This window comes from Novosphingobium resinovorum (assembly GCF_027922145.1).
GTDB lineage: Bacteria > Pseudomonadota > Alphaproteobacteria > Sphingomonadales > Sphingomonadaceae > Novosphingobium > Novosphingobium resinovorum.
In genome coordinates this window covers 432,616-451,784 of record NZ_BSFC01000021.1, presented here as the reverse complement: position 1 = coordinate 451,784, position 19,169 = coordinate 432,616, and the positions used below count along the sequence as shown (strand labels likewise).

15 protein-coding genes are annotated in these 19,169 nt (G+C 68.1%); 11 read left to right on the top strand and 4 right to left on the bottom strand.

Annotation, left to right across the window (positions count from 1 at the left end; all coding sequences use genetic code 11):
* Nucleotides 1-351 precede the first annotated feature (351 nt).
* Nucleotides 352-1,533 carry an LLM class flavin-dependent oxidoreductase gene (locus PKE80_RS14415; RefSeq protein WP_271183087.1) on the top strand — a complete coding sequence of 394 codons (1,182 nt, stop codon included), beginning with the start codon at nucleotides 352-354 and terminating at the stop codon, nucleotides 1,531-1,533.
* Nucleotides 1,534-1,544: 11 nt separating this feature from the next.
* Nucleotides 1,545-2,135: a malonic semialdehyde reductase gene (locus PKE80_RS14410; RefSeq protein WP_271183086.1), complete on the top strand. Its 591-nt coding sequence runs from the start codon at nucleotides 1,545-1,547 to the stop codon at nucleotides 2,133-2,135.
* A 173-nt stretch (nucleotides 2,136-2,308) separates the two neighbouring features.
* Here the strand turns inward: PKE80_RS14410 and PKE80_RS14405 are convergent, their stop codons facing one another.
* The 3 genes from PKE80_RS14405 to PKE80_RS14395 form a co-directional block, all read right to left on the bottom strand.
* Complete coding sequence (locus PKE80_RS14405; protein ID WP_271183085.1) at nucleotides 2,309-2,989, bottom strand: class II aldolase/adducin family protein; 681 nt, start codon at nucleotides 2,987-2,989, stop codon at nucleotides 2,309-2,311.
* Nucleotides 2,990-3,001: 12 nt separating this feature from the next.
* Nucleotides 3,002-4,027, bottom strand: coding sequence for an ABC transporter substrate-binding protein (locus tag PKE80_RS14400; protein WP_271183084.1), 1,026 nt, complete (start codon nucleotides 4,025-4,027; stop codon nucleotides 3,002-3,004).
* 177 nt (nucleotides 4,028-4,204) lie between these two features.
* The gene (locus tag PKE80_RS14395) at nucleotides 4,205-5,764 is read right to left on the bottom strand and encodes an ABC transporter substrate-binding protein (protein WP_271183083.1); all 1,560 of its coding nucleotides are present in this window, start codon (nucleotides 5,762-5,764) and stop codon (nucleotides 4,205-4,207) included.
* Between the two features lie 966 nt (nucleotides 5,765-6,730).
* Here PKE80_RS14395 and PKE80_RS14390 point away from each other — a divergent pair.
* The 9 genes from PKE80_RS14390 to PKE80_RS14350 all read left to right on the top strand — a co-directional run bounded on the left by PKE80_RS14390 (nucleotide 6,731) and on the right by PKE80_RS14350 (nucleotide 17,939).
* Nucleotides 6,731-7,945, top strand: coding sequence for an LLM class flavin-dependent oxidoreductase (locus tag PKE80_RS14390; protein ID WP_271183082.1), 1,215 nt, complete (start codon nucleotides 6,731-6,733; stop codon nucleotides 7,943-7,945).
* Nucleotides 7,945-9,480 carry an ABC transporter substrate-binding protein gene (locus tag PKE80_RS14385; RefSeq protein WP_271183081.1) on the top strand — a complete coding sequence of 512 codons (1,536 nt, stop codon included), beginning with the start codon at nucleotides 7,945-7,947 and terminating at the stop codon, nucleotides 9,478-9,480. Before PKE80_RS14390 ends, PKE80_RS14385 begins: the two co-directional genes overlap by 1 nt.
* Before the next feature lie 130 nt (nucleotides 9,481-9,610).
* Nucleotides 9,611-10,669, top strand: coding sequence for an ABC transporter substrate-binding protein (locus PKE80_RS14380; RefSeq protein ID WP_271183080.1), 1,059 nt, complete (start codon nucleotides 9,611-9,613; stop codon nucleotides 10,667-10,669).
* Between the two features lie 32 nt (nucleotides 10,670-10,701).
* Entirely contained in the window at nucleotides 10,702-11,433 is a 732-nt protein-coding gene (locus PKE80_RS14375) for a class II aldolase/adducin family protein (protein ID WP_271183079.1), read from the top strand.
* Nucleotides 11,434-11,450: 17 nt separating this feature from the next.
* Complete coding sequence (locus PKE80_RS14370) at nucleotides 11,451-12,656, top strand: LLM class flavin-dependent oxidoreductase (RefSeq protein ID WP_271183078.1); 1,206 nt, start codon at nucleotides 11,451-11,453, stop codon at nucleotides 12,654-12,656.
* A 141-nt stretch (nucleotides 12,657-12,797) separates the two neighbouring features.
* A complete protein-coding gene (locus PKE80_RS14365; protein ID WP_271183077.1) occupies nucleotides 12,798-13,919 on the top strand; it encodes an ABC transporter permease in 1,122 nt (373 codons plus the stop codon).
* The gene (locus PKE80_RS14360; RefSeq protein WP_271183076.1) at nucleotides 13,916-14,815 is read left to right on the top strand and encodes an ABC transporter permease; all 900 of its coding nucleotides are present in this window, start codon (nucleotides 13,916-13,918) and stop codon (nucleotides 14,813-14,815) included. The genes PKE80_RS14365 and PKE80_RS14360 overlap by 4 nt, the downstream gene beginning before the upstream one ends.
* Entirely contained in the window at nucleotides 14,812-16,608 is a 1,797-nt protein-coding gene (locus tag PKE80_RS14355; protein ID WP_271183075.1) for a dipeptide ABC transporter ATP-binding protein, read from the top strand. The genes PKE80_RS14360 and PKE80_RS14355 overlap by 4 nt, the downstream gene beginning before the upstream one ends.
* Before the next feature lie 284 nt (nucleotides 16,609-16,892).
* A complete protein-coding gene (locus PKE80_RS14350) occupies nucleotides 16,893-17,939 on the top strand; it encodes a sigma-54 interaction domain-containing protein (RefSeq protein WP_271183074.1) in 1,047 nt (348 codons plus the stop codon).
* Nucleotides 17,940-18,111: 172 nt separating this feature from the next.
* On the opposite strand, the gene PKE80_RS14345 is transcribed toward PKE80_RS14350, so the two are convergent.
* A complete protein-coding gene (locus PKE80_RS14345) occupies nucleotides 18,112-19,158 on the bottom strand; it encodes an ABC transporter substrate-binding protein (protein WP_271183073.1) in 1,047 nt (348 codons plus the stop codon).
* Nucleotides 19,159-19,169 lie beyond the last annotated feature (11 nt).

Genomic DNA, 19,169 nt, shown 5'->3' with positions numbered 1-19,169 from the left:
AGCGCGTGCCATTGATATTTATGCAGATATTTCAATGTTATAGTATTGTCGGGTGGTGGTGGAATTTGTGCAGCGTTGTGGGGCTTTGAACAGTCCGGAACACTGCTGTCGGCGTGGGATGCAGGGGCTTCGACAAGCTCAGCCTGAGCGGGTTCCGGGGGAAATCCTCTCGACACCGCTCAGGCTGAGCTTATCGAAGCCCCTGCCGCTCAAGCACCACCGCCGGTAATGGTGATTTCGCAGCATGGCATTACCGCACACCCAGAATATATCGCTGAAATACCACAATAACCCGCGATGGCCCGAAACTTGCTTCCTCGCTTCAAGCACAACAGCGAAAGGTCGAGGCATATGGCAGTCAAGCTACTCTGGTATCTCACCGCACCGGACGGCGTGGTCCCTTGGGAGGAAAAGGGCCGCTGGGACACCGGCTTCGACCACCTTCAGCAACTGGCCGCGACGATCGATAAGCTGGGCTTCTACGGCGCCCTCCTGGCGACCGGCTATGGCGGTAATGACGTCCTGACTGTGGCCGCCGCGACGCTTTCGGTGACGAAGCGCATGACGTTCCTGGGCGCGATCCATCCGGGCCTGCTCTCGCCCGCCAAGCTGGCGCAGATCGCGCTGACTATCAACAATTTCTCGGGCGGACGTCTGGCGCTGAACGCGGTGAACGGCAACGATGCGACGCAGCAGGCTTACGGCATGTTCCTCGAACATGACGAGCGCTACGACTACAGCCTCGAATACTGGCGCGCCTTCAAGCATGCCTATTCGGGCGATCCGGAGGGCTTCCACGGCAAGTATATCCAGCTTACCCCGCCGCCCGCGCGCGGCTATCGCCCGGCCCACGAAGGGGCGGAGCGTCCGTCCGTCCCGCTGTGGGGCGCGGGCACGTCCGCGCCCGGGGTGGCCCATTCGGTGCAGCTGCTCGATACGTACCTGAGCTTCGCCGACACCCCGCCGCGCCTCGGCGACAAGTTCCGCCGGGTCGGCGCGGAGGCCGCGAAGCTGGGCCGCACGCTGGATTACGGCACCCGCCTCCAGATCATCGTGCGCGAGACCGAGGAAGAGGCCTGGGACTACGCGCAGTGGCTGATCGACCAGACCTCGCTCGATTATGCATACCAGGGCCTCAAGCGCTTCCTGCCGCCGGGCGAGACGCTGGAGACCTACCGCAGCGCCGATCCGCAAGTGAACCGCAACCTCGACACCTTGCGCAGCGGGCGGTGGCCCAAGGCCCGCGACTTCGAGATATACCCGAACATCTGGACCGGCCCAGCGCTGCACGGCTTCGGCATCCTCGGCCCGGGCGCGGGCACCACGCTGGTCGGCAGCGCCGAGAACGTCGCCGCCCGCATCCGCGAGTTCGAGGCACAGGGGGCGAAATCGTTCATCCTGTCGGGCTGGCCGCTGATCGAGGAAGCGCACCGCGTGGCGCACCTGCTGTTCCCGCTGCTCGACCTCGACCACGGGTTCGAGGTGCCGCTGCTCAATGCCCGGCGCACCCGGCCGCTGCTGTCGGTCGCCTGAGGAGATAGCGCATGACCACCACGATTTTGCCCGTAACATCGCTCGACCAGATCTTCGGCAATGCCCGCAGCAACCACCGCTACCAGCCGCGCGCCGTCGGGGAGGAGACGGTGCGCGAACTCTACGAATTGACCAAGCTGGCGCCCACCGGCTTCAATTCGCAGCCCGCGCGCTTCGTCTTCATCCGGTCGGCCGAGGCGCGTGAGCGGCTGGGCGCGGTGCTGTCCAGCAGCAACCGCGACAAGGCGCTGGCGGCGCCGCTCAACGCTATCGTCGCATGGGACAGCGCGTTTCCCGAGCGCCTGCCGCAGATCCATCCGGGCCGCGATCTCAGTGGCTTCTTCACCGATCCTGCGAAGCGGGAGTCGGCGGGCGTGTTCAACACCGCGCTGCAGGCGGGCTTCCTGATCGTGGCGGCGCGCTCGCTGGGTCTGGATGCGGGGCCGATGACCGGCTTCGACGCGGCGGCGCTGGACCGCGCGTTCTTCCCCGACGGGCGTTATCGCTCGCTACTGGTGCTCAACCTTGGCTACGGTGATCGCAGCCAGATTTCCGAACGCGGCGTGCGGCTGTCGTTCGAGGATGCGGTGCAGGTGCTCTGAGCCCCTTCGTCATTGCGAGCGCAGCGAAGCAATCCAGGGCCGCGTAAACCGCCCTGGATTGCTTCGCTGCGCTCGCAATGACGGAATTTGGTGATGAACCGAGTTTAACCGACAGGAAGGGCCGCCGGGGTCGCAAGCGGCGGCCCTTCCTGCGGGCACCGGCCGTTGCCCCCTCAGGCCGGTGCGAATTCGCGGGTGAACGAGCGGCCCTTTTCGAGCAGCCCGGTGCGCTTCCACTGCAGGTCGAGCGCACCTTCGGTATAGACCTGCGCCCCGCCGATCTGCGCGGCGATGGCCTGAAGGCGGGCGGATTCCTCGATCAGCAGGACAAGCTGCGCTGTATCGACGATGCCCTTGCCCCAGAAGTTCGCGCCGCCGTTGCTTTCCAGCAGGCCCGGTGGCGGTGCGAGGTCGGGGTAGGTGTCCAGCCGCTCGCGGATCGTCTCCAGCACGCTGACACGGCGCTCCAGATGGTTGGGAATCTCGCGCGCGAGCAGGTGGCGCTGGGCCGCGACGTAGAGGATCGGGAACGGCTTGTGCGCCAGCGACCATGCGGCAAGGTGCGGCGTATGGGCGTGGATCAGCGTATCCGCGCCCAGCCGTGCCTCGTTCAGCACGGAGTCCTTCGCGTCCGAGAAGCGCGAGACGGTGACTTTCACCTCCCTGTCGCGCGACCACGGCGAGGGAAAGCGGAACGCGAGCAGGACGTCGCGATCGGGCACCTTGTGCGCGACGTTGAAGATCAGGCTGGCGGTCAGCGTGCCGCTGTCCTTGAGGAACCGGAAGGCGTGCGCTGCCTCGTCGCGGGCCCTGGCGATATAGTCGGCCAGTTCGATGTCGATGCTGTCGGTCATGGCTTGCTCTCCTTATTCGGCGGCGACACGGCTTTCGGCGGCGATCAGGGTGCGCGCCTCGATCAGCGGGCCGCGATCGATCCACGCGGCGACGTCGAAGTCCGCCTCCAGAAAGCCCCAGTCGCGCAGGAAGTCCTTCTGCGCCGAGAGGCCCGCCACATAGTCCTCGGTCAGGCGCGGGTGGAGGCTGGTGGCGTAGCGCGGGAAGGTGGCGGCGATCGTCTCGCGGTCCGAACGGCCGTCTTCGGCGGTCAGGGCATCGAGCGCGGCTTCCGGATTGGCCTCGGCCCATTCGGCTGCGCGCAGCAGCGCGGCGATGTAGCGCACCACGAGGTTGCGGTTCTGCTCCAGGAAGCTGCGGTGGACGGTCAGCGGACGCGGGGTGCCGTTGTTGATGCGGTGGAGCGGATTGGGCTCGTCGGTCAGGCGCACGAGTTCGTGCAGGGCCGTGCCATGTTCGCGCAGCAGGCGCAGGCCGGAGGACTGGCGCAGGAACACGGCGTCCACGCGCCCGTCGAACAGCGCGTCCAGTTCCGCCGCCCCCGATCCCCGCCCGTTGGCGCCGTAGACGTTGCGCTCCACCGGCACGTCCACGAAAGTCACGTCGTCGCGGGTGAGGCCCGCGACCGCCAGCCCGTTGGCGAGCCCGTGGAAGTTGGCGCCGCGCTGGAAGTCGATCGAGATGCCGGCATAGAGCGGCACCGCCAGCCGCTTGCCCCTGAGGTCCGCCAGCGTGCGGATGTCGCTGTCGGCGCGGGTGACGATGGACTGGAATTCGTCCACCCAGCTGATCGCCAGCACCACCGTGTCCGCGCCCTTCGCGCGGGCCCAGATGGGAGGAATGTTGCCGCCTTCGCGGAACATCGAGGGGATCGAGTGATCGAAGTGGCTCTCGCGCACCGCCGCGTCGCCCGATTCCTGCAGCGAGCGCAAGGTGACGTCATCGCCGAACTCGTCGTGCAGGAAGCCCTGCTGGATCGCGATGGTGGAGGCAGTGGCGCCGCCGCAGCGGGTGAACAGGATTTCCGTATCGCTCATGATCGTATCCTTTACGGGGTCTGAAGTGGATGGCCTCGGTTCCTTCCTTTCGTCATTGCGAGCGGCGCAGCCGCGCGGCAATCAACAGCGGCGTCAACTGCCCTGGATTGCTTCGCTTCGCTCGCAATGACGGACGGGTAGGGGCAAAGTGGAGTGCTCCGTAGAGTGATGGTCAGGTCAGGCGCGCCGCCAAAGCGCGTCGGTGCGCCAGGCGGAAAAGGCGGTGCGGTCGGGCGTGACGCCGCCGATGGCATTGGCGGCGGCGTCCTGGTTGTTGGAAAAGCCCCAGATCAGCAGACCGCCCTTGTCGTGCTGGATGCGCTGCGCCGCGCTGACGAGGGCCTTGCGCTTCTCGACATCGGGCTGGGCTGCGGCCTGCGTGACGAGGCGGGTGAACTGTGCATCGTCGAAATGCGTTTTGTTGCCCGCCGAGCGCGGCCCGTCATGCTGCTGCAGCGTGAGCAGGAACGGGCGGGACACGCCCGACACGGTGCTGAAGGTCCAGTGGTTCTTGTCCGGCCCGGCGAAGATGGAATCGTCCACCAACCTGATCTTCACCGTGACGCCGGCTTCTCGGGCCTGCTCGGCGAACACGATCGCGGCATTGCCGCCCGCACCTGCCGTCGTCACCAGTTCCACCGTCAGCCTGCTGCCATGTCCAGCCGAGCGCAGCAGGCTGCGCGCTTCGGCGATGTCGCGCCGGCGCTGCGGGATGGTGTGGTCGAACGTCGGGTCGCTGGGCGAATAGAGGTCGTTCGCCACGCGGCCCTGGCCGTGCAGCACGCGCTTCACCAGTTCCTCGCGGTCGGCGATCAGACGGAAGGCCTTCGCCACGCGCGGATCGTCGAATGGCGCTTTGCTCAGGTTCATCGCGAAGCCCTGCCAGCCATCGGTCTCGGAGGAGACGAGCTGGAACTGGTCGGAGGACTTGAAGAAGGCGAGTTGCTCGAAGCCGATCGTCGGCGCCACGTCCACCTGCCCGGTCTGCATCGCCTGCAGCCGCGCGATCGGGTCCTTGAAGTCGATGATCTCGACCTCGTCCAGCCAGGGCTGTTCCGGCTTGTAGTAGTTCTCGAACCGGCTGAAGACCGAACGCTGGCCGGGCGTGAAGCTCTTGAGGCGGTAAGGCCCGGCGCCGACCGGGTTCTTCACCGGATCGTAGTCGGTCGGCACGATGCCGCCCCAGCTCATCCACAGTTCGGGCAGGGCGGCAAGGCCGTGGCCCGGTTCGAACGGGATGGTGACGGTCAGCGGATCGAGCGCCCTGATCCCGTCGCGCTGCAATCCGGGGATGTAGGAACCGTAGGGCGACGCCAGCGCCGGGTCGGTCAGGCGGCGCAGGGAGTAGATGACGTCTTCGGCGCGGATCGATTTGCCGTGGTGGAATTCCAGCCCTTTCCTGAGGCGGATGGTCCACTGCGTCGCGTCGTCATTGACATCGGCGAACTCGGCGAGCGCCAGTTCGGGGTTGGCCTGGCGGTTCCATTCCCACAGCTTGCTGTAAAGCGCCCAGCCCCGGAACGAGCCGGTGCCGAGCGGCTTGTGCGCGTCGAGATTGCCGGTCTGCGCGCCCGAGATGATGGCGATGCGGGCCTTGCCGCCGCGCTGCGGCCTGCCGCGGGCGGCGGTAGCGGGCGCGTCCTTGCCGCAGGCTGACAGCAGCCCGGTCCCCAGCGCCAGTCCCCCCGACAGCAAGGCGCCCCGGGCAAGAAATGCGCGGCGCGACCGGTCAGTCATGTCGCGCGGTCCTTGCGGAAACGGATCGGCCGGAGGGGTGGGACTGGGGCACGCATGCTCTCCTTGCGGGAATGGGCAAGCCGTTCAGCAAGGCGCATGCCAACCGCGCGATTCCGGGGAAGCGAGGCATGGGGAGGCCGGATGGCTGCACAGTTCGCAGCGCTGCTGTGGGATTTGAAGCAGACGGCATCTTGACATTTATAACCACATGGGTTATATGGTCCAGCATCCGATCCGGCGATGATCACGCCGGAAAGGTGTATCGGGTCGGCGTCGTGGGCCGGGATGCGGTTTCAGCCGCGATCGTGCAACCCACGCGCCCAACGAAGACCCGGACCGTCCTCTCGGCTCTGGAAACGTCCTTCGAACCGCTTTGTCCTTCTGGACAGACAACGCGCAGGCTATCCCGGATGACCCATGACCGCCAACGACGCGAACCCTAACGTCGGTCATACGGGACGGCTCCGATGGAATACTCAGGTCGAGCCGGGCTGACCACCGCTACCCGGCCGCTCGTCAGAGCAGGTGGAACACAAACCCCCGCGTCCCAGCTTGGACGCTCCCGGCGCCGACCCGATGTTCTCGGATGCGTTGATCTTCCCCCGGCGTTAGGCCCGCACTCGCCAGCGGGTATTTTCGTATGACCTCACCGCACCTCGTCATTGCGAGCGTAGCGAAGCAATGACGAATGAGGGGCCCCTGAGGCAAAAGTGGCGCGCGCCGCACGGGCTTCGACAAGCTCAGCCTGAGCGGGGCTGAGAGGTTTACGCTACCTCCGCTCACCCTGAGCTTGTCGAAGGGTCAGGCCCAGATCGTCGAAGCCCCCGCGACCACGGATGCGCAGAACCCGTCATCGGCGGTGCTGTTTTCTCCACACTTGCGGGAGCGCGCGCCCGGCTTCTCCCGCGCTTTCCCCCATTGGCACGGATGCTGCTTTGCGGTTCCCACATCTGTGGAGCACTGCCCATGACCATCGAGTTCTTCGCCCGCCTGCCGCTGCACGGCGAGACCCAGTATATCCCCGGAGACAACCGCAATCGCGGCGACTGGAACCGCCAGCCTCACGCCAGCACCGGCGCGGTATCGTCGGGCGAGGACGGCGACTTCGCCTACATCGACTATCTCTCGCAGGTCGCCCGCGCCGCCGAGATCAACGGGTTCTCCGGCGCGCTGCTGGTCAATGCGCCGTTCGGGGACGAGCCGTGGATCGTCTCCGCCGCCCTTGCGCGCGAGACGAAGCGGCTGCGCTTCGTCGATGCCTTCCATCCCGGCCACTTCAGCCCCTGGCAGGCGACGCAGATGGCGGCGAGCTTCCAGCGCGTCAGCGGCGGGCGCCTCGTCTGGAATATCATTCAGGGCGGCTCCGACGGTCTGCTGCGCGCCAATGGAGAGCCGCTGCCGCATGACGAGCGCTATGCCCGCGCGATCGAGTTCCTCGATCTGGTCAAGGGCTTCTGGAGCAACGAGAGCTTCCATTACGAGGGCCGATACTACCGCGCCGACGGCGGCGGCTTGCGCGGCCCGCTGGCGCGTGCGCCGATCCCGACGATCTGCTCGGCGGGCACTTCCGAAGGCGCCAAGGAACTGGCCGCGAAGCATTCGGACTATTATCTCGTCCTCGCGGAATCGCCCGAGCATGTCGCCCGCAACATCGCCGACGTGAAGGCGCGCGCGGCGAAGTACGGCCGCGCCGACCACATCCGCTTCGGCGTCTCGGTGGACGCCATCGCCCGCGAGACCGACGAACTCGCTTATGCCGAGGCCAGGCGCTTCTTCGACGAAGGCGTGCGCGCGGGCACCGTGAAGGCCGCCGCCGAACGCTCTGCCCACATGTCCGACACCAACCGCGAGCGGTTCGAGCGCTACAACGGGCGCCCGGTCAATGACTTCGACGACCTGTTCGTGGAGCCGCACTTGTGGGGCGGCTTCGGCTACATCGGCATCCCGCCGGGCTTCGCCTTCGTCGGCAGCTACGAGAATGTCGCCGCCAAGATCCGCCAGTTCGCCGACCTCGGCCTCTCGTGGTTCTTCATCAACGGTTACCCGCATCTGGAGGAAATCTACCGTCTCGGGGAGCATGTGCTGCCCCGCTTCCGCGCGCCGCGACTGGCGGCAGTAGAGGACGAGCAACCGGTGCCGCTCGTCTCGGGCGGTGGCCTTGCCGCGCGCGGGAACGGCTGATGGCGGCGGACCTTTCCCGGCGCGGCCTGATCGGCGGCGCGGCCGGTGCGGCGCTGCTGCTCTCGGGCTGCGGCAAGAGCGGCGAGGCGGGCAGCACCGCGCCAGCCAAGCCCCGGCGCGGCGGCACGCTGAAGCTGGGCATCGTCGATGGCGAGCGCTCGGGCAACCTCGACGCGCACAAGCCGCTCGGCCTTGGCAGCACGATCCGCGGCTTCGCGATGTACGCGAAGCTGTGGGAGTGGGACGACACCATGCAGCCCAAGCTGGCGCTGGCGGAATCGGTGGAGCCCAACGCCAATGCCAGCGCCTGGGACATCCGCCTGAAGCCCGGGCTGGAGTTCCACAACGGCAAGAGCATCACGGCGGACGACGTGCTGTTCTCGATCCGGCGCATCACCGATCCGAGGCTGGCCTCGCCTTATGGAGCGCTGGTTTCGCCGGTGGACCGCGACGGGGTGCGCAAGCTCGATGAGCGCACCGTGCGCATCCCGATCCGCGAAGGGCGCGGCTTCGTGGCGCTGCCCGAGACTTGGACCAACTTCGGCGGCATCGTCCCGGTGGACTACGATCCGGTGACCAACCCGGTCGGCGCCGGGCCTTACCGGATCGACAAGTTCGAGCCCGGTCAGCGCGCGACGTTCACGCGCTTCGACAATTACTTCAAGCCGAACCGCCCTTATCCCGATGCGCTCGAGATTCTCGAGTTCAAGGACCAGACCGCCCGCATCGGCGCGCTGCTGGCGGGGCAGATCGACCTTGCCAACGCGATCCTGCCCGAGCAGGCCGGGCTGATCCGCAGCGACCGCCGCGCGCGCATTCTCACCTCGCCGACCAACGGCTGGCAGTCCTTCGACATGAACACGAAGGACGGCCCCTTCGCCGACGTGCGGGTGCGGCAGGCCTTCCGCCTGCTCGTCGACCGCGACGAACTGGTGCGCCGCGCGCTGCAGGGCGAAGGGCGCATCGCCAACGACCTCTACGCGCCGCAGGACCCGACGTTCGACCGGAGCATCGCCCAGCGCCGTCAGGATCTCGATCAGGCGAAAAGCCTGCTGCGGCAGGCCGGGCAGGAGGGGCTCCGCACCGAACTGGTGGTCGGCCCGGCCAACGTCGCCGCCGCGCTGGTGCTGGTCGAGCAGGCGAAACAGGCCGGGGTGGAAGTAAAGCTGCGGCAGGTCGATGCGGCGACGTTCGCGGGACCGGCGCGGCGCGACTGGCAGGTCAGCACCGGCGGGACGCTGGGGGTGCCGTGGCTGTCCACCGCGCTGCATATCGACGCGCCGAGCGCGGTGGCGAACAAGACCAACTTCCACGACCCGCGCTTCACCGCGCTGTTCGATCAGGCGCTGGCCCAGCCCGATCTCGCCGCGCGCTCGGAGCTGGTCCACCGGATGCAGCGCATCCAGCACGACGAGGGCGGCCTGCTGATCTGGGGCTTCGCCAATACGCTCGACGGCGTCGGCCCGCGCGTCGGGGGGATCACGGCGGAGCGCTCGCACTTCCCGACCTGGCGCTTCGACCGGATGTGGGTGTGAGCATAACCGGGCAGCGGCGGGGCAGGGCGCTGGTGAAATCTGCGCACCTGCCTCTCAGCCATAGCTCGAAACGGCGCAAGTGCGCGGTTGGCACGGCCTTTGCTCTCATCGTCGGCATAGTGGAGTTCCAATGACCGACAATATTCACACCATCGGCGAGGCGACGGCGGCAGGGCGGCTGGACCGCATACTGTTCACCCGCTGCCCGGTGCCGACCGCCTCGGGCATCGCCCATTCTCTGGGCTGGCTGGGCGAGGAGTTCGGCCGCGACGGCCTGCGCGTCGAGGCGCTGCAGGACAAGCCCCGCGCCATGCGCGCGCATCACAATGAGCACGACCTTCCCGGCCTGTTCCGCGAGGGCGGCAACATCCCCGCGCTCGCCACCAAGGCGAAGGGCGCGCCGACGCGGGTGATCGGCCTGACCTGGATCGACGAGTGGCAGGCTGTGCTGGTCCGCCCCGAGACCGGCCCGATCGCACCCGCGCAGCTGGGGGGCCTGCGCGTGGCGCTGCCCGCCTGGCGCGAGACGCGCGGGTCCAGCATCGCGCGCGGCATGTCGCTGGCGGGGATCAAGGGCGCGCTCGGCATCGCCGGGCTGACGCTGGAGGACGTGACTTTCGTGGACGTGGCGCTGGCTCCGGCCTCCGAGGATTCCGCCTTCAACCTCGACAACATGTGGTCGGGGATCGAGGCGCTGGCGGCAGGCACGGTCGATGCGGTCTACGTCAAGGGCGCATCGGCGGTGGACGCGGCGAAGCGTGCAGGCGTGGTCGTCGGCATCGATCTCGACGGCTATCCCAGCCGCCATACCCGCGTGAACAACGGCACCCCGCGCCCGATCACGGTGAGCCAGGACCTGCTCGACGATCATTTCGACCTCGTCGTGCGCTTCCTTGAACAGACCCTGCGCGCGGCCGACTGGGCGGTGCACAACCTGCCCGCCGTGCGTGCAATCCTGCAGACGGAAACCCATGCCGGTGCGGCCGGGGTGGAGGCGGCGTACCGCAACAACTTCCACCGCTCGCTCCATCCCGACTTGTCCGACGAGCGCATCGCGCTGCTCAGGCGGCAGGCCAATTTCCTGTGGCTCCACGGCTTCCTCGAGCACGACGTCGATGTCGACGCCTGGATCGATCCCCGCCCGCTGGCAGCCGCCATCGAACGTCGTGCGCAGAACCGCGCCGCCTGAATCACCCGCCTAATGAACTGAGGAGAACGACCATGGCTACCGCAGTCCAGACATCCGAGCTGAATTCCACCGTCCTCGACTTCGCGAACGACGTCGTGCGCCAGTCCGCCGAAATCTTCCGCGCCTACCGCGAGACCGGCACCATCACCGCCAACGGCACCGTCGGCTTCATCGAGCGCGTGCCCGGCGAGGACAAGATCGTCTCGGTCAATCTGCCGCACCCCTTCGACCGCAGCACCTACAGCAACGAGCCGCTGAACTTCACTGTCACCGGGCTGGACGGCACCGCCTTCAAGGGCCGGGCGAACGGGCGCTACCTCAAGGTGTTCAACGCCAATCCCACCGTCACCTCGCTCAGCCACGTCCACTCGCCCAACCTCGGCGCCTGGGCGCAGACGCACCGCACGCTGCCGATCAGCTACGTCCCCGTACAGCGCTTCCACCTCGCCCGCGAACTGCCGGTTTACATCGACCGCCGCCAGGACGAGGCCGAGTTCATCAACGAGAAGCTGGCCGAGAATCCCTTCACCCCGGCGATCATCGAGGCCAACGGCGGCGCCACCGTCTGGGGCTGGAAGGGCCTGCGCGACCTCGCCGAATTCATCCTGCTGCTGGAGGAAGGCGCCGACATCCAGATCAAGGCGCAGGCGCTCGGCGGCTCGCGCACCTATGGCCCCGGCGTCCTTCGCCAGCAGTGGAAGATGAGCAAGCGCTACGAAGAAGCGCTCGGCCTCGGCCTGCTGCCCGTCACCGACGTCGACTAACGCGGGAGCACGAACCCATGACCCGTCCCGTGAAGCTGCTGTGGTATCTGACCGCGCCTGACGGCCCTTATCCCTGGGCGCCGGAAGGGCGCTGGCAGACCGGCTTCGACCACCTCGAACAGCTTGCCCGCACCATCGACAAGCTGGGCTTCTACGGGGCGCTGCTGGGGTCGAGCGCATACGAGAGCCTCGCCGTCGCCGCCGCGATGATCCCGGCGACCGAGCGGATGAAATTCCTCGTCGCGCAGCACCCCGGCGAGCTTTCGCCGGCGGTGCTGGCGAAGTACGCGCAGACGTTCGACCATTTCTCGAACGGGCGGCTGCTGTTCAACGTGGTCAACGGCAACGATGCCGGCCTTGCGGCGCTGGGCGTGCATTACCCGCATGACGAGCGCTACGATTTCAGCTTCGAATACTGGGACGCCTTCCGCAAGGTCTACGGCGGCGACCGTAGCGGCTACGAAGGCGACTTCGTGAAGCTGGCGCCGCGCGGCGAGGGCGGCGCCCCCATGAGCGTATGGTCCGGGCCTTATCAGCCGGGCGGCGTTCCCTTGTGGGGCGCGGGCACTTCGGGGCCGGGCGTGGCGCATTCGGTGAAGCTGCTCGACGTCTATCTCAGCTTCGCCAACACTCCGCCGCTGCTGGGCGACAAGTTCCGCCGCGTCGGCGCGGAGGCGGCGAAGATCGGCCGCACGCTGGAATACGGCACCCGCCTGCAGGTCATCGTGCGCGAGACCGAGGAGGAAGCCTGGGCCTATGCCGACTGGCTGCTCGAACGTTCCTCGGTGGAACACGCCGAGCGCTCGATCCGGATGCGCCTGCCGCCCGGCGAGACGATCGAGAGCTATCGCAGCCCGGACCCGCAGATCCAGCGCAACATCGACACCGTCAAGTCCGGCCGCCTGCCCAGCGCGCGCGACCTTGAGGTCTATCCCAACGTCTGGGTCGGCCCGGCGTGGTTCGGCTTCGACATCATGGGGCCGTCAGCAGGCACCACGCTGGTCGGTTCGGCGCAGAATGTCGCCGCGCGCATCCGCGAATATGCGGAGCAGGGTGTGGGCGCCTTCATCCTGTCGGGCTTCCCGCTGATCTCCGAAGCGCACCGCGTAGCCGAACTGCTGTTCCCGCTGCTCGACCTCGACCACGGTTTCGACGTGCCCTCGCTGCGGGTGGGCGAGGCCCGCAAGGCGCCCGTGCGAGAGCCGGAGCGCGCGCTGGCCTGACGACCCACCTCGTCATTGCGAGCGAAGCGAAGCAATCCAGCGCGGTGCGGCGCCGCTCTGGCCACTATGCTCTGGATCGCCGCGGACCTGCGGTCCTCGCGATGACGAAACAGCTCCAATCTGCAACGGCAAGGATGCAAGATGGCGACGATCTATTCCGAGCAGAAACCCCCGGCGGCCAGCCCTCCGTGGGCCGACGAGAACGCGGCAGACGAGGGCGCACGGTCCGAACGCACGCGCCTGAGGCTGCCCGCTTGGCTGCCGTGGCTCGGCGGGCGCGTGCTGTCGGGGCTGGCGACGGCGTTCGTCATCTCGATCCTGGTCTTCGCCGCGACGCAGGCGCTGCCGTCCGATCCGGCGCGGGTGATCCTCGGCCCCGACGCGACCGAGGCGAGCATCCGTACGCTGCAGGCGCAACTGGGGCTCGATCAGCCGATCCTGGTCCAGTACGCGAAGTGGGCCGGACGCGCGCTGACCGGTGAGTTCGGCGTCTCGCTCGATTCCAGCGTTCCGGCCGGGCAGATCGTGGCGGATCGCTTCGGCAACTCGGCGGCGCTGATGGCGGTGGTGCTCGCGATCGCGGTGCCGCTGGCCTTCCTCGGCGGCGTGGCGCTGGCGATCCGTCGTGACAGCCGGGCCGACAACTGGGCGATGAACGCCATCATCCTGTTCAAGGCGCTCCCCGCCTTCGTGCTCGCGATCGGGCTGATCCTGCTGCTTTCGACCACGGTGTTTCCGATTCTGCCGGCGGTCTCGCTGCTCGATCCCGAAGTCTCGCCGCTGCTCCAGCCGGTCTATCTGGTGCTGCCCGCGCTGACCCTGATCCTTACCGTGGCGCCGTTCCTGCTGCGTCTGGTGCGCTCGGCGATGATCGAGACGCTGGAGGCGGACTATGTCGCCGCCGCGCGCCTTCGCGGCATCCCGGAGCGCCGGATCGTCTGGGCGCATGCCGTGCCCAATGCGCTGGTGCCGGTGATCCAGGGCATCGCGCTCACCAGCCGCCTGCTGCTGGGCGGCGGGCTGATCGTCGAGGTGGTGTTCAGCTACCCCGGCATCGGCAATGCGCTGAACGCCGCGATCGAGGTGCGCGACGTGCCGGTGATCCAGGCGATCACCCTGACGATGGCGGTGGGCGTGGTGCTCATCAACCTGCTCGCCGACGTGGCGACGGTGCTGGTGACGCCGAAGCTGCGCACCTCCTCGCGCCCCCGGCTGCGCAACGGCACGCGCGCCAAACTCAAGCTGAAGGCAGGCGGAGTATGACCACGAAACTGTCCGCATTGCGCCGCGATCCGCAGGCGCGCCTCGGCCTCGTCTTCGCCGGGAGCGTGCTGGCGATGGCTCTGCTCGGCCCCGCGATAGCGCCGCAATCGCCGCTGGCGCTGGTCGGGCCGACGTATGGGCTGCCGGGTGATCCGGGCGCCCTGCTGGGCTACGACTACCTCGGCCGCGACGTGCTTTCGCGGTTGCTGGCGGGCGGCCGCTCGGTGCTGTGGATGAGCTTCGCGGCCAGCGCCATCGCGCTGGCGCTGGGGGCGGTGATCGGCATCGCGGCGGGACTGTCGAAGCGCTGGATCGACCACGCGGTCGTCTGGGGCACCGACGTGCTGCTGGCCTTTCCGGACCTGATCCTGGTGCTGCTGGTCGTCTCGATGCTGGGGCGCGAGCCCTGGCTCATCGTGCTGACCGTGGCGGTATCCTTCGTGCCCGGCGTGATCCGGCTGGCGCGCGGCGTGACGCTGGGCGTCGTCTCGCAGGAATACGTCGAGGCGGCGCGGCTGATGGGCTATCCGTGGTGGCGCGTGGTGCTGCTGGAGATCCTGCCCAACATCGCGACGCCGCTGCTGGTCCATCTGGGCATCATGCTGACCTGGGCGGTCGGCGTGCTCTCGGGCCTCAGTTTCCTCGGCTACGGCGTGGCGCCGCCCGCCGCCGACTGGGGGCTGATGATAAACGAGAACCGCGCGGGCCTGATGATCCAGCCCTGGGCCGTACTCGCCCCGGTGGCGATGATCGGCCTGTTCGCTCTGGGCACCAACCTGCTGGCCGAGAGCATCTCGCGCGCGGGTTCCCGCATCGGCGTGCGGCGCGGCGTCAAGTCACGGGCGCGCACGCAGATGCGCGGCAAGAAGCGCCGCCAGCGGGAGAATCAGGCATGAGCGTCGTCCCCTTCGTCAACGCCCTGCTGCAGGTGCGCGACCTTTCCGTCGCGATCGAGGACGGGCCAGAGATCGTCGGCGAAGTCAGTTTCTCGGTGCTGCCCGGCGAGATCGTCGGCGTGGTGGGCGAGAGCGGCTGCGGCAAGACCAGCATCGCCACCGCGCTGCTCGGCGACAGCCGCGCCGGGGCGGTGATCTCCGGCGGATCGGTGTTCCTCGACGGGCGCGACATCCTCGCGCTGACCGAGGCAGAGCGGCAGAAAGTGCGCGGCGCGGTGATTTCCCACGTCGCGCAGGATCCGGCGCTTGCGCTCAACCCGATGCGGCGGATCGGCTCGCTGCTGGCCGAAGTGCTGCGCGTCCACCTGCCCGATCTGGGCAAGCCCGCCCGCGAAGCCCGCATCGCCGAGGCGGCCGCCGATGTCGGCCTGCCTGCGACGCGCGAATTCCTGCGCCGCTTTCCGCACCAGCTCTCGGGCGGCCAGCAGCAGCGCGTGCTCCTCGCCCTTGCGGTGCTGCTGCGTCCGCGCCTGATCGTGCTCGACGAGCCGACCACCGCGCTGGACGTGACCACGCAGGCGCGGGTGCTGGCGACCTTGCGCGACTTGTGCCGGACACGCGGCATCGGCGCGGTCTATGTCTCGCACGATCTGGCGGTGGTGCGCGAACTCGTCGACCGGGTGGTGGTGCTCTATGCCGGGCACATCGTCGAAAGCGGCGGGCGCGACCAGATCTTCGAAAGCCCCGCGCATCCCTACACGCGCGGCCTGCTCGATGCCGTGCCTGACATCGCCGGGCGCCACGCGGTTCGGCCCATCCGCGGCCATGCACCCGCCTTGCAGGACCGTCCGGACGGCTGCCGCTTCGCGCCGCGCTGCGCACTCGCCAGCGCCAGTTGTGCGCAGCGGCCCGGCCTGCGGGAAACGGGGCGCGACTTCGGCGACCGGCGCCTCGTTGCCTGCCATCATCCGATCCGGGACCGCCGCGACGACACACCGATCGCCTCGCGCCTCATCTCTGCCGCCGCCGTGCAGCCGCTTGCCGTGCTGGAGGGGGTCTCGGCCAGCTACGGCGACAGTCAGGTGCTGTTCGACGTCGGGCTCGAACTGCCCAAGGGCTACTGCACCGCGCTGGTGGGCGAGAGCGGATCGGGCAAGACCACCTTCAGCCGCGCGCTGGTGGGCGCGGTGGAGGACGTGGAGGGCACGTTCGACTACGATGGCCGCCGCGTCCGGCTGTCGGGAGAGCGCGACATCGATCTGCGGCGGCGCATCCAGTACATCTTCCAGAACCCGTTCCGTGCGCTCAATCCCCGCCAGACGGTGGGGCAGATCCTGCGCACGGCGGCGCTGCATTTCTTCCCGATCCGCTCCGCCGATGCCGACAGGGAAGTCGCCGAGGTGCTGGAGCGGGTCGCGCTCGCGCCCGAACTGGCGCGGCGCTATCCGCGAGACTTGTCGGGCGGCGAACGCCAGCGCGTCGCCATCGCCCGCGCGCTCATCTGCAAGCCCGAACTGCTGATCTGCGACGAGATCACCTCGGCGCTCGACGTGTCGGTGCAGGCGGCGATCATCGACCTGCTCAGGCAGCTCCAGCGCGAATCCGGGCTGACGATCCTGTTCGTCACGCATGACCTCGGCGTCGTGCGCGCGGTGGCGGATTTCGTGGCAGTGCTGCAGCATGGACGGATCGTCGAGCACGGCCCGGCCGATCGCCTGCTCGACCGTCCCGAACATCCCTACACCCGGGCGCCGATAGCGGATTCGCCGCGTCTGCGCGCTACCGCCGGGTGAGTTTGCGGCGCGCTTCAAAGCGCCGGGGATTTTACTCCGTTCGTCATTGCGAGCGCAGCGAAGCAATCCAGGGCAGTTTTGCGCCGCCCTGGATTGCTTCGCTGCGCTCGCAATGACGAAAAACCATCGCGGCTAAAGGTCAGCTTCGCCGCCGCGAAGGATTCCCAACTGCATTGGTAGACAAATGGTGGTACAGTCGTTTTCGATAAGAGGAAGCGGACCACCGCACCGGCTGCAGGGCGCACCGGAATCATCCGGGGCGAATAAGGCACGGGGGGCTTCACATGCGCGACACCATCCTGAAATTCGAGGTTTCGGCCCTGGCGATCCGGGCTCGGACTTTCATCTTCTCCGACCCGCGATCGAAGGCGCTGCTGCCGCTGATCGCGCGCACCGCGCCCAGCGACGCGACGGTGATGATTACCGGCGAGACCGGCACCGGCAAGGAACTGGTGGCGCGCTACGTCCATCAGCAGAGCGGCCGGGCGGACCGTCCGTTCGTGGCGGTCAACTGCGGCGCCTTTTCCGAGACGCTGGCGGAGAGCGAACTGTTCGGCCACGAGCGCGGCTCCTTCACCGGCGCCACCAACGCCCGCGAAGGCTGGTTCGAGGCGGCCAACGGCGGCACCCTGTTCCTCGACGAAGTGGGGGACCTGCCGCATTCGCTGCAGGTGAAGCTGCTGCGCGTGCTGCAGGAACGCGAGGTGGTGCGCATCGGCGCGCGGCGGCCGGTCAGCCTCGACTTCCGCCTGATCGCGGCGACCAACGTGGACTTGCGCGCGGCGGTCGAGGCGGGGAAGTTCCGCGAGGACCTGTTCTACCGCCTCGGCGTGGTCACCCTGCCGCTGCTGCCATTGCGCGAGCGACCGGCGGACATCCTCCCGCTCGCGCGGCATTTCCTTGGCGTCTACGGCGAGAAATCGGGCGCGTCGGCGATCTCGCTCAGCCCGGATGCCGAGGACGCGGTGTTCCACCATGCCTGGCCGGGCAATATCCGCGAGCTTGAGAACGTGATCCAGCGCGCCACGCTGGTGGCGCCGGGCAAGTTCATCGAGCCCGAGCATCTCGGTCTCGCAGCGGCTGTTCCGGGCGCGCGGACGGCGGGTCCGGCGCCCGTCGCGGATGCGCAAGGTCTCGATGATATTCGCTCGGCGCTGTCCAGGCTGATCTCGTTCGGAGAGCCGCAGTTGCTGGATCGCCTGATCGATCTGGCGGTGCGCGAGGCTTATGCGCTCTCCAACGAGAACCAGGTCCGCACCGCGCAGGCGCTGGGCGTGACCCGCAACGTGATCCGGACTTATCTCAAGAACGCGGGACTGATCGGGGACTGATGCCGCCCACCGTCTCGTCATTGCGAGCGTAGCGAAGCAATCCAGGGCCACGTAAACCGCCCTGGATTGCTTCGCTACGCTCGCAATGACGAGGATGGTGGGGTTACCGTCGGGGGTGTGTCAGCGGGCGGCGCGCAAGCTGCGGGATCGCTTTTACACACCGCCCGCCCTTTCACGCCGTCACGGCAGCCCGCTCACCCAGGCGGGCATAGGCGGCTTCCAGCGGGCGGCGGTCCACCCAGTCGGCCAGATCGAAGTCGCGGTCGAGCAGGTTGTGCACGAACATGAACCGCTTCTGCTGCTCGAACAGCGCGAGCCGTTCGTCCGAGAGGTCCGGGTGGAGATCGGCCAGCGTCTCGTCGCTGTAGGCGCGCGCCACGCCCTCGGCCCCGGCGCGGGTTTCGCCCTGCAGCACCTCGCGCACCTTCGACTGGTTCGTCTTCGCCCATTCGGCCGCCGCCAGCGTGCGCTCCAGGAAGCGGACGACGAGGTCGAAGTGATTGTCGATCAGATCCTGATGCACCGTGATCGGGCGCGGCGTGCCGTTGTTCACGCGCCAGCGCCGGTCGGGCAGGGCGTCGAGGTCGATGCCGACTTCGACGCCGAGGCGCTGCGCGGCGTCGATCGCCGAGGCCCCCTTGACGTAGGCGGCATCGACCCGGCCGTCGACGAGGTCGGGCAGCCCGGTCCACAGCGACTGGAGCTGCGCGCGCGGATCGCCCTCTTCGCGCGGGCGCTGGCCGACTTCCACGAACGTCACGTCGTCGAAGGTCAGCCCGGCATAGGCGAGCGCGCCCTTGATGCCGTGCTGGCTCATCCCGCGCGCGATGCTGGAGCCGCGCACATGCGCGGCGTCGGGCTTTTCGGACCAGCCCGGCAAGGCGATGCGCTTGCCCTTGAGGTGCTCCGGCCGGGTGATGCCCGAACCGGGGCGCACGAGGATCGCCTGCGCCTCGTCGATCCAGGTCAGGCCGATCAACCGGCTCGGCGCGCCCTGCGCCCGTGCGGCGATGGCGAGCAGGTTGCCGCCCTCGCGGATCAGCGAGGGCAGCTGGTGGTCGTAGTGGTGGCGGCCTAGATCCCGGTTGTCCTGCAGGGTGGCGACCTTGATGCCGTCGGGCGCGAATTCCTCGTCCAGCCAGCCCAGCTTGTAGGCAAGGCCGGTCGCGGTGGGCACAGGGCAGCGGGTGAACCAGATCGTGTCTATGGTATCGGTCATTGGAAAGTCTC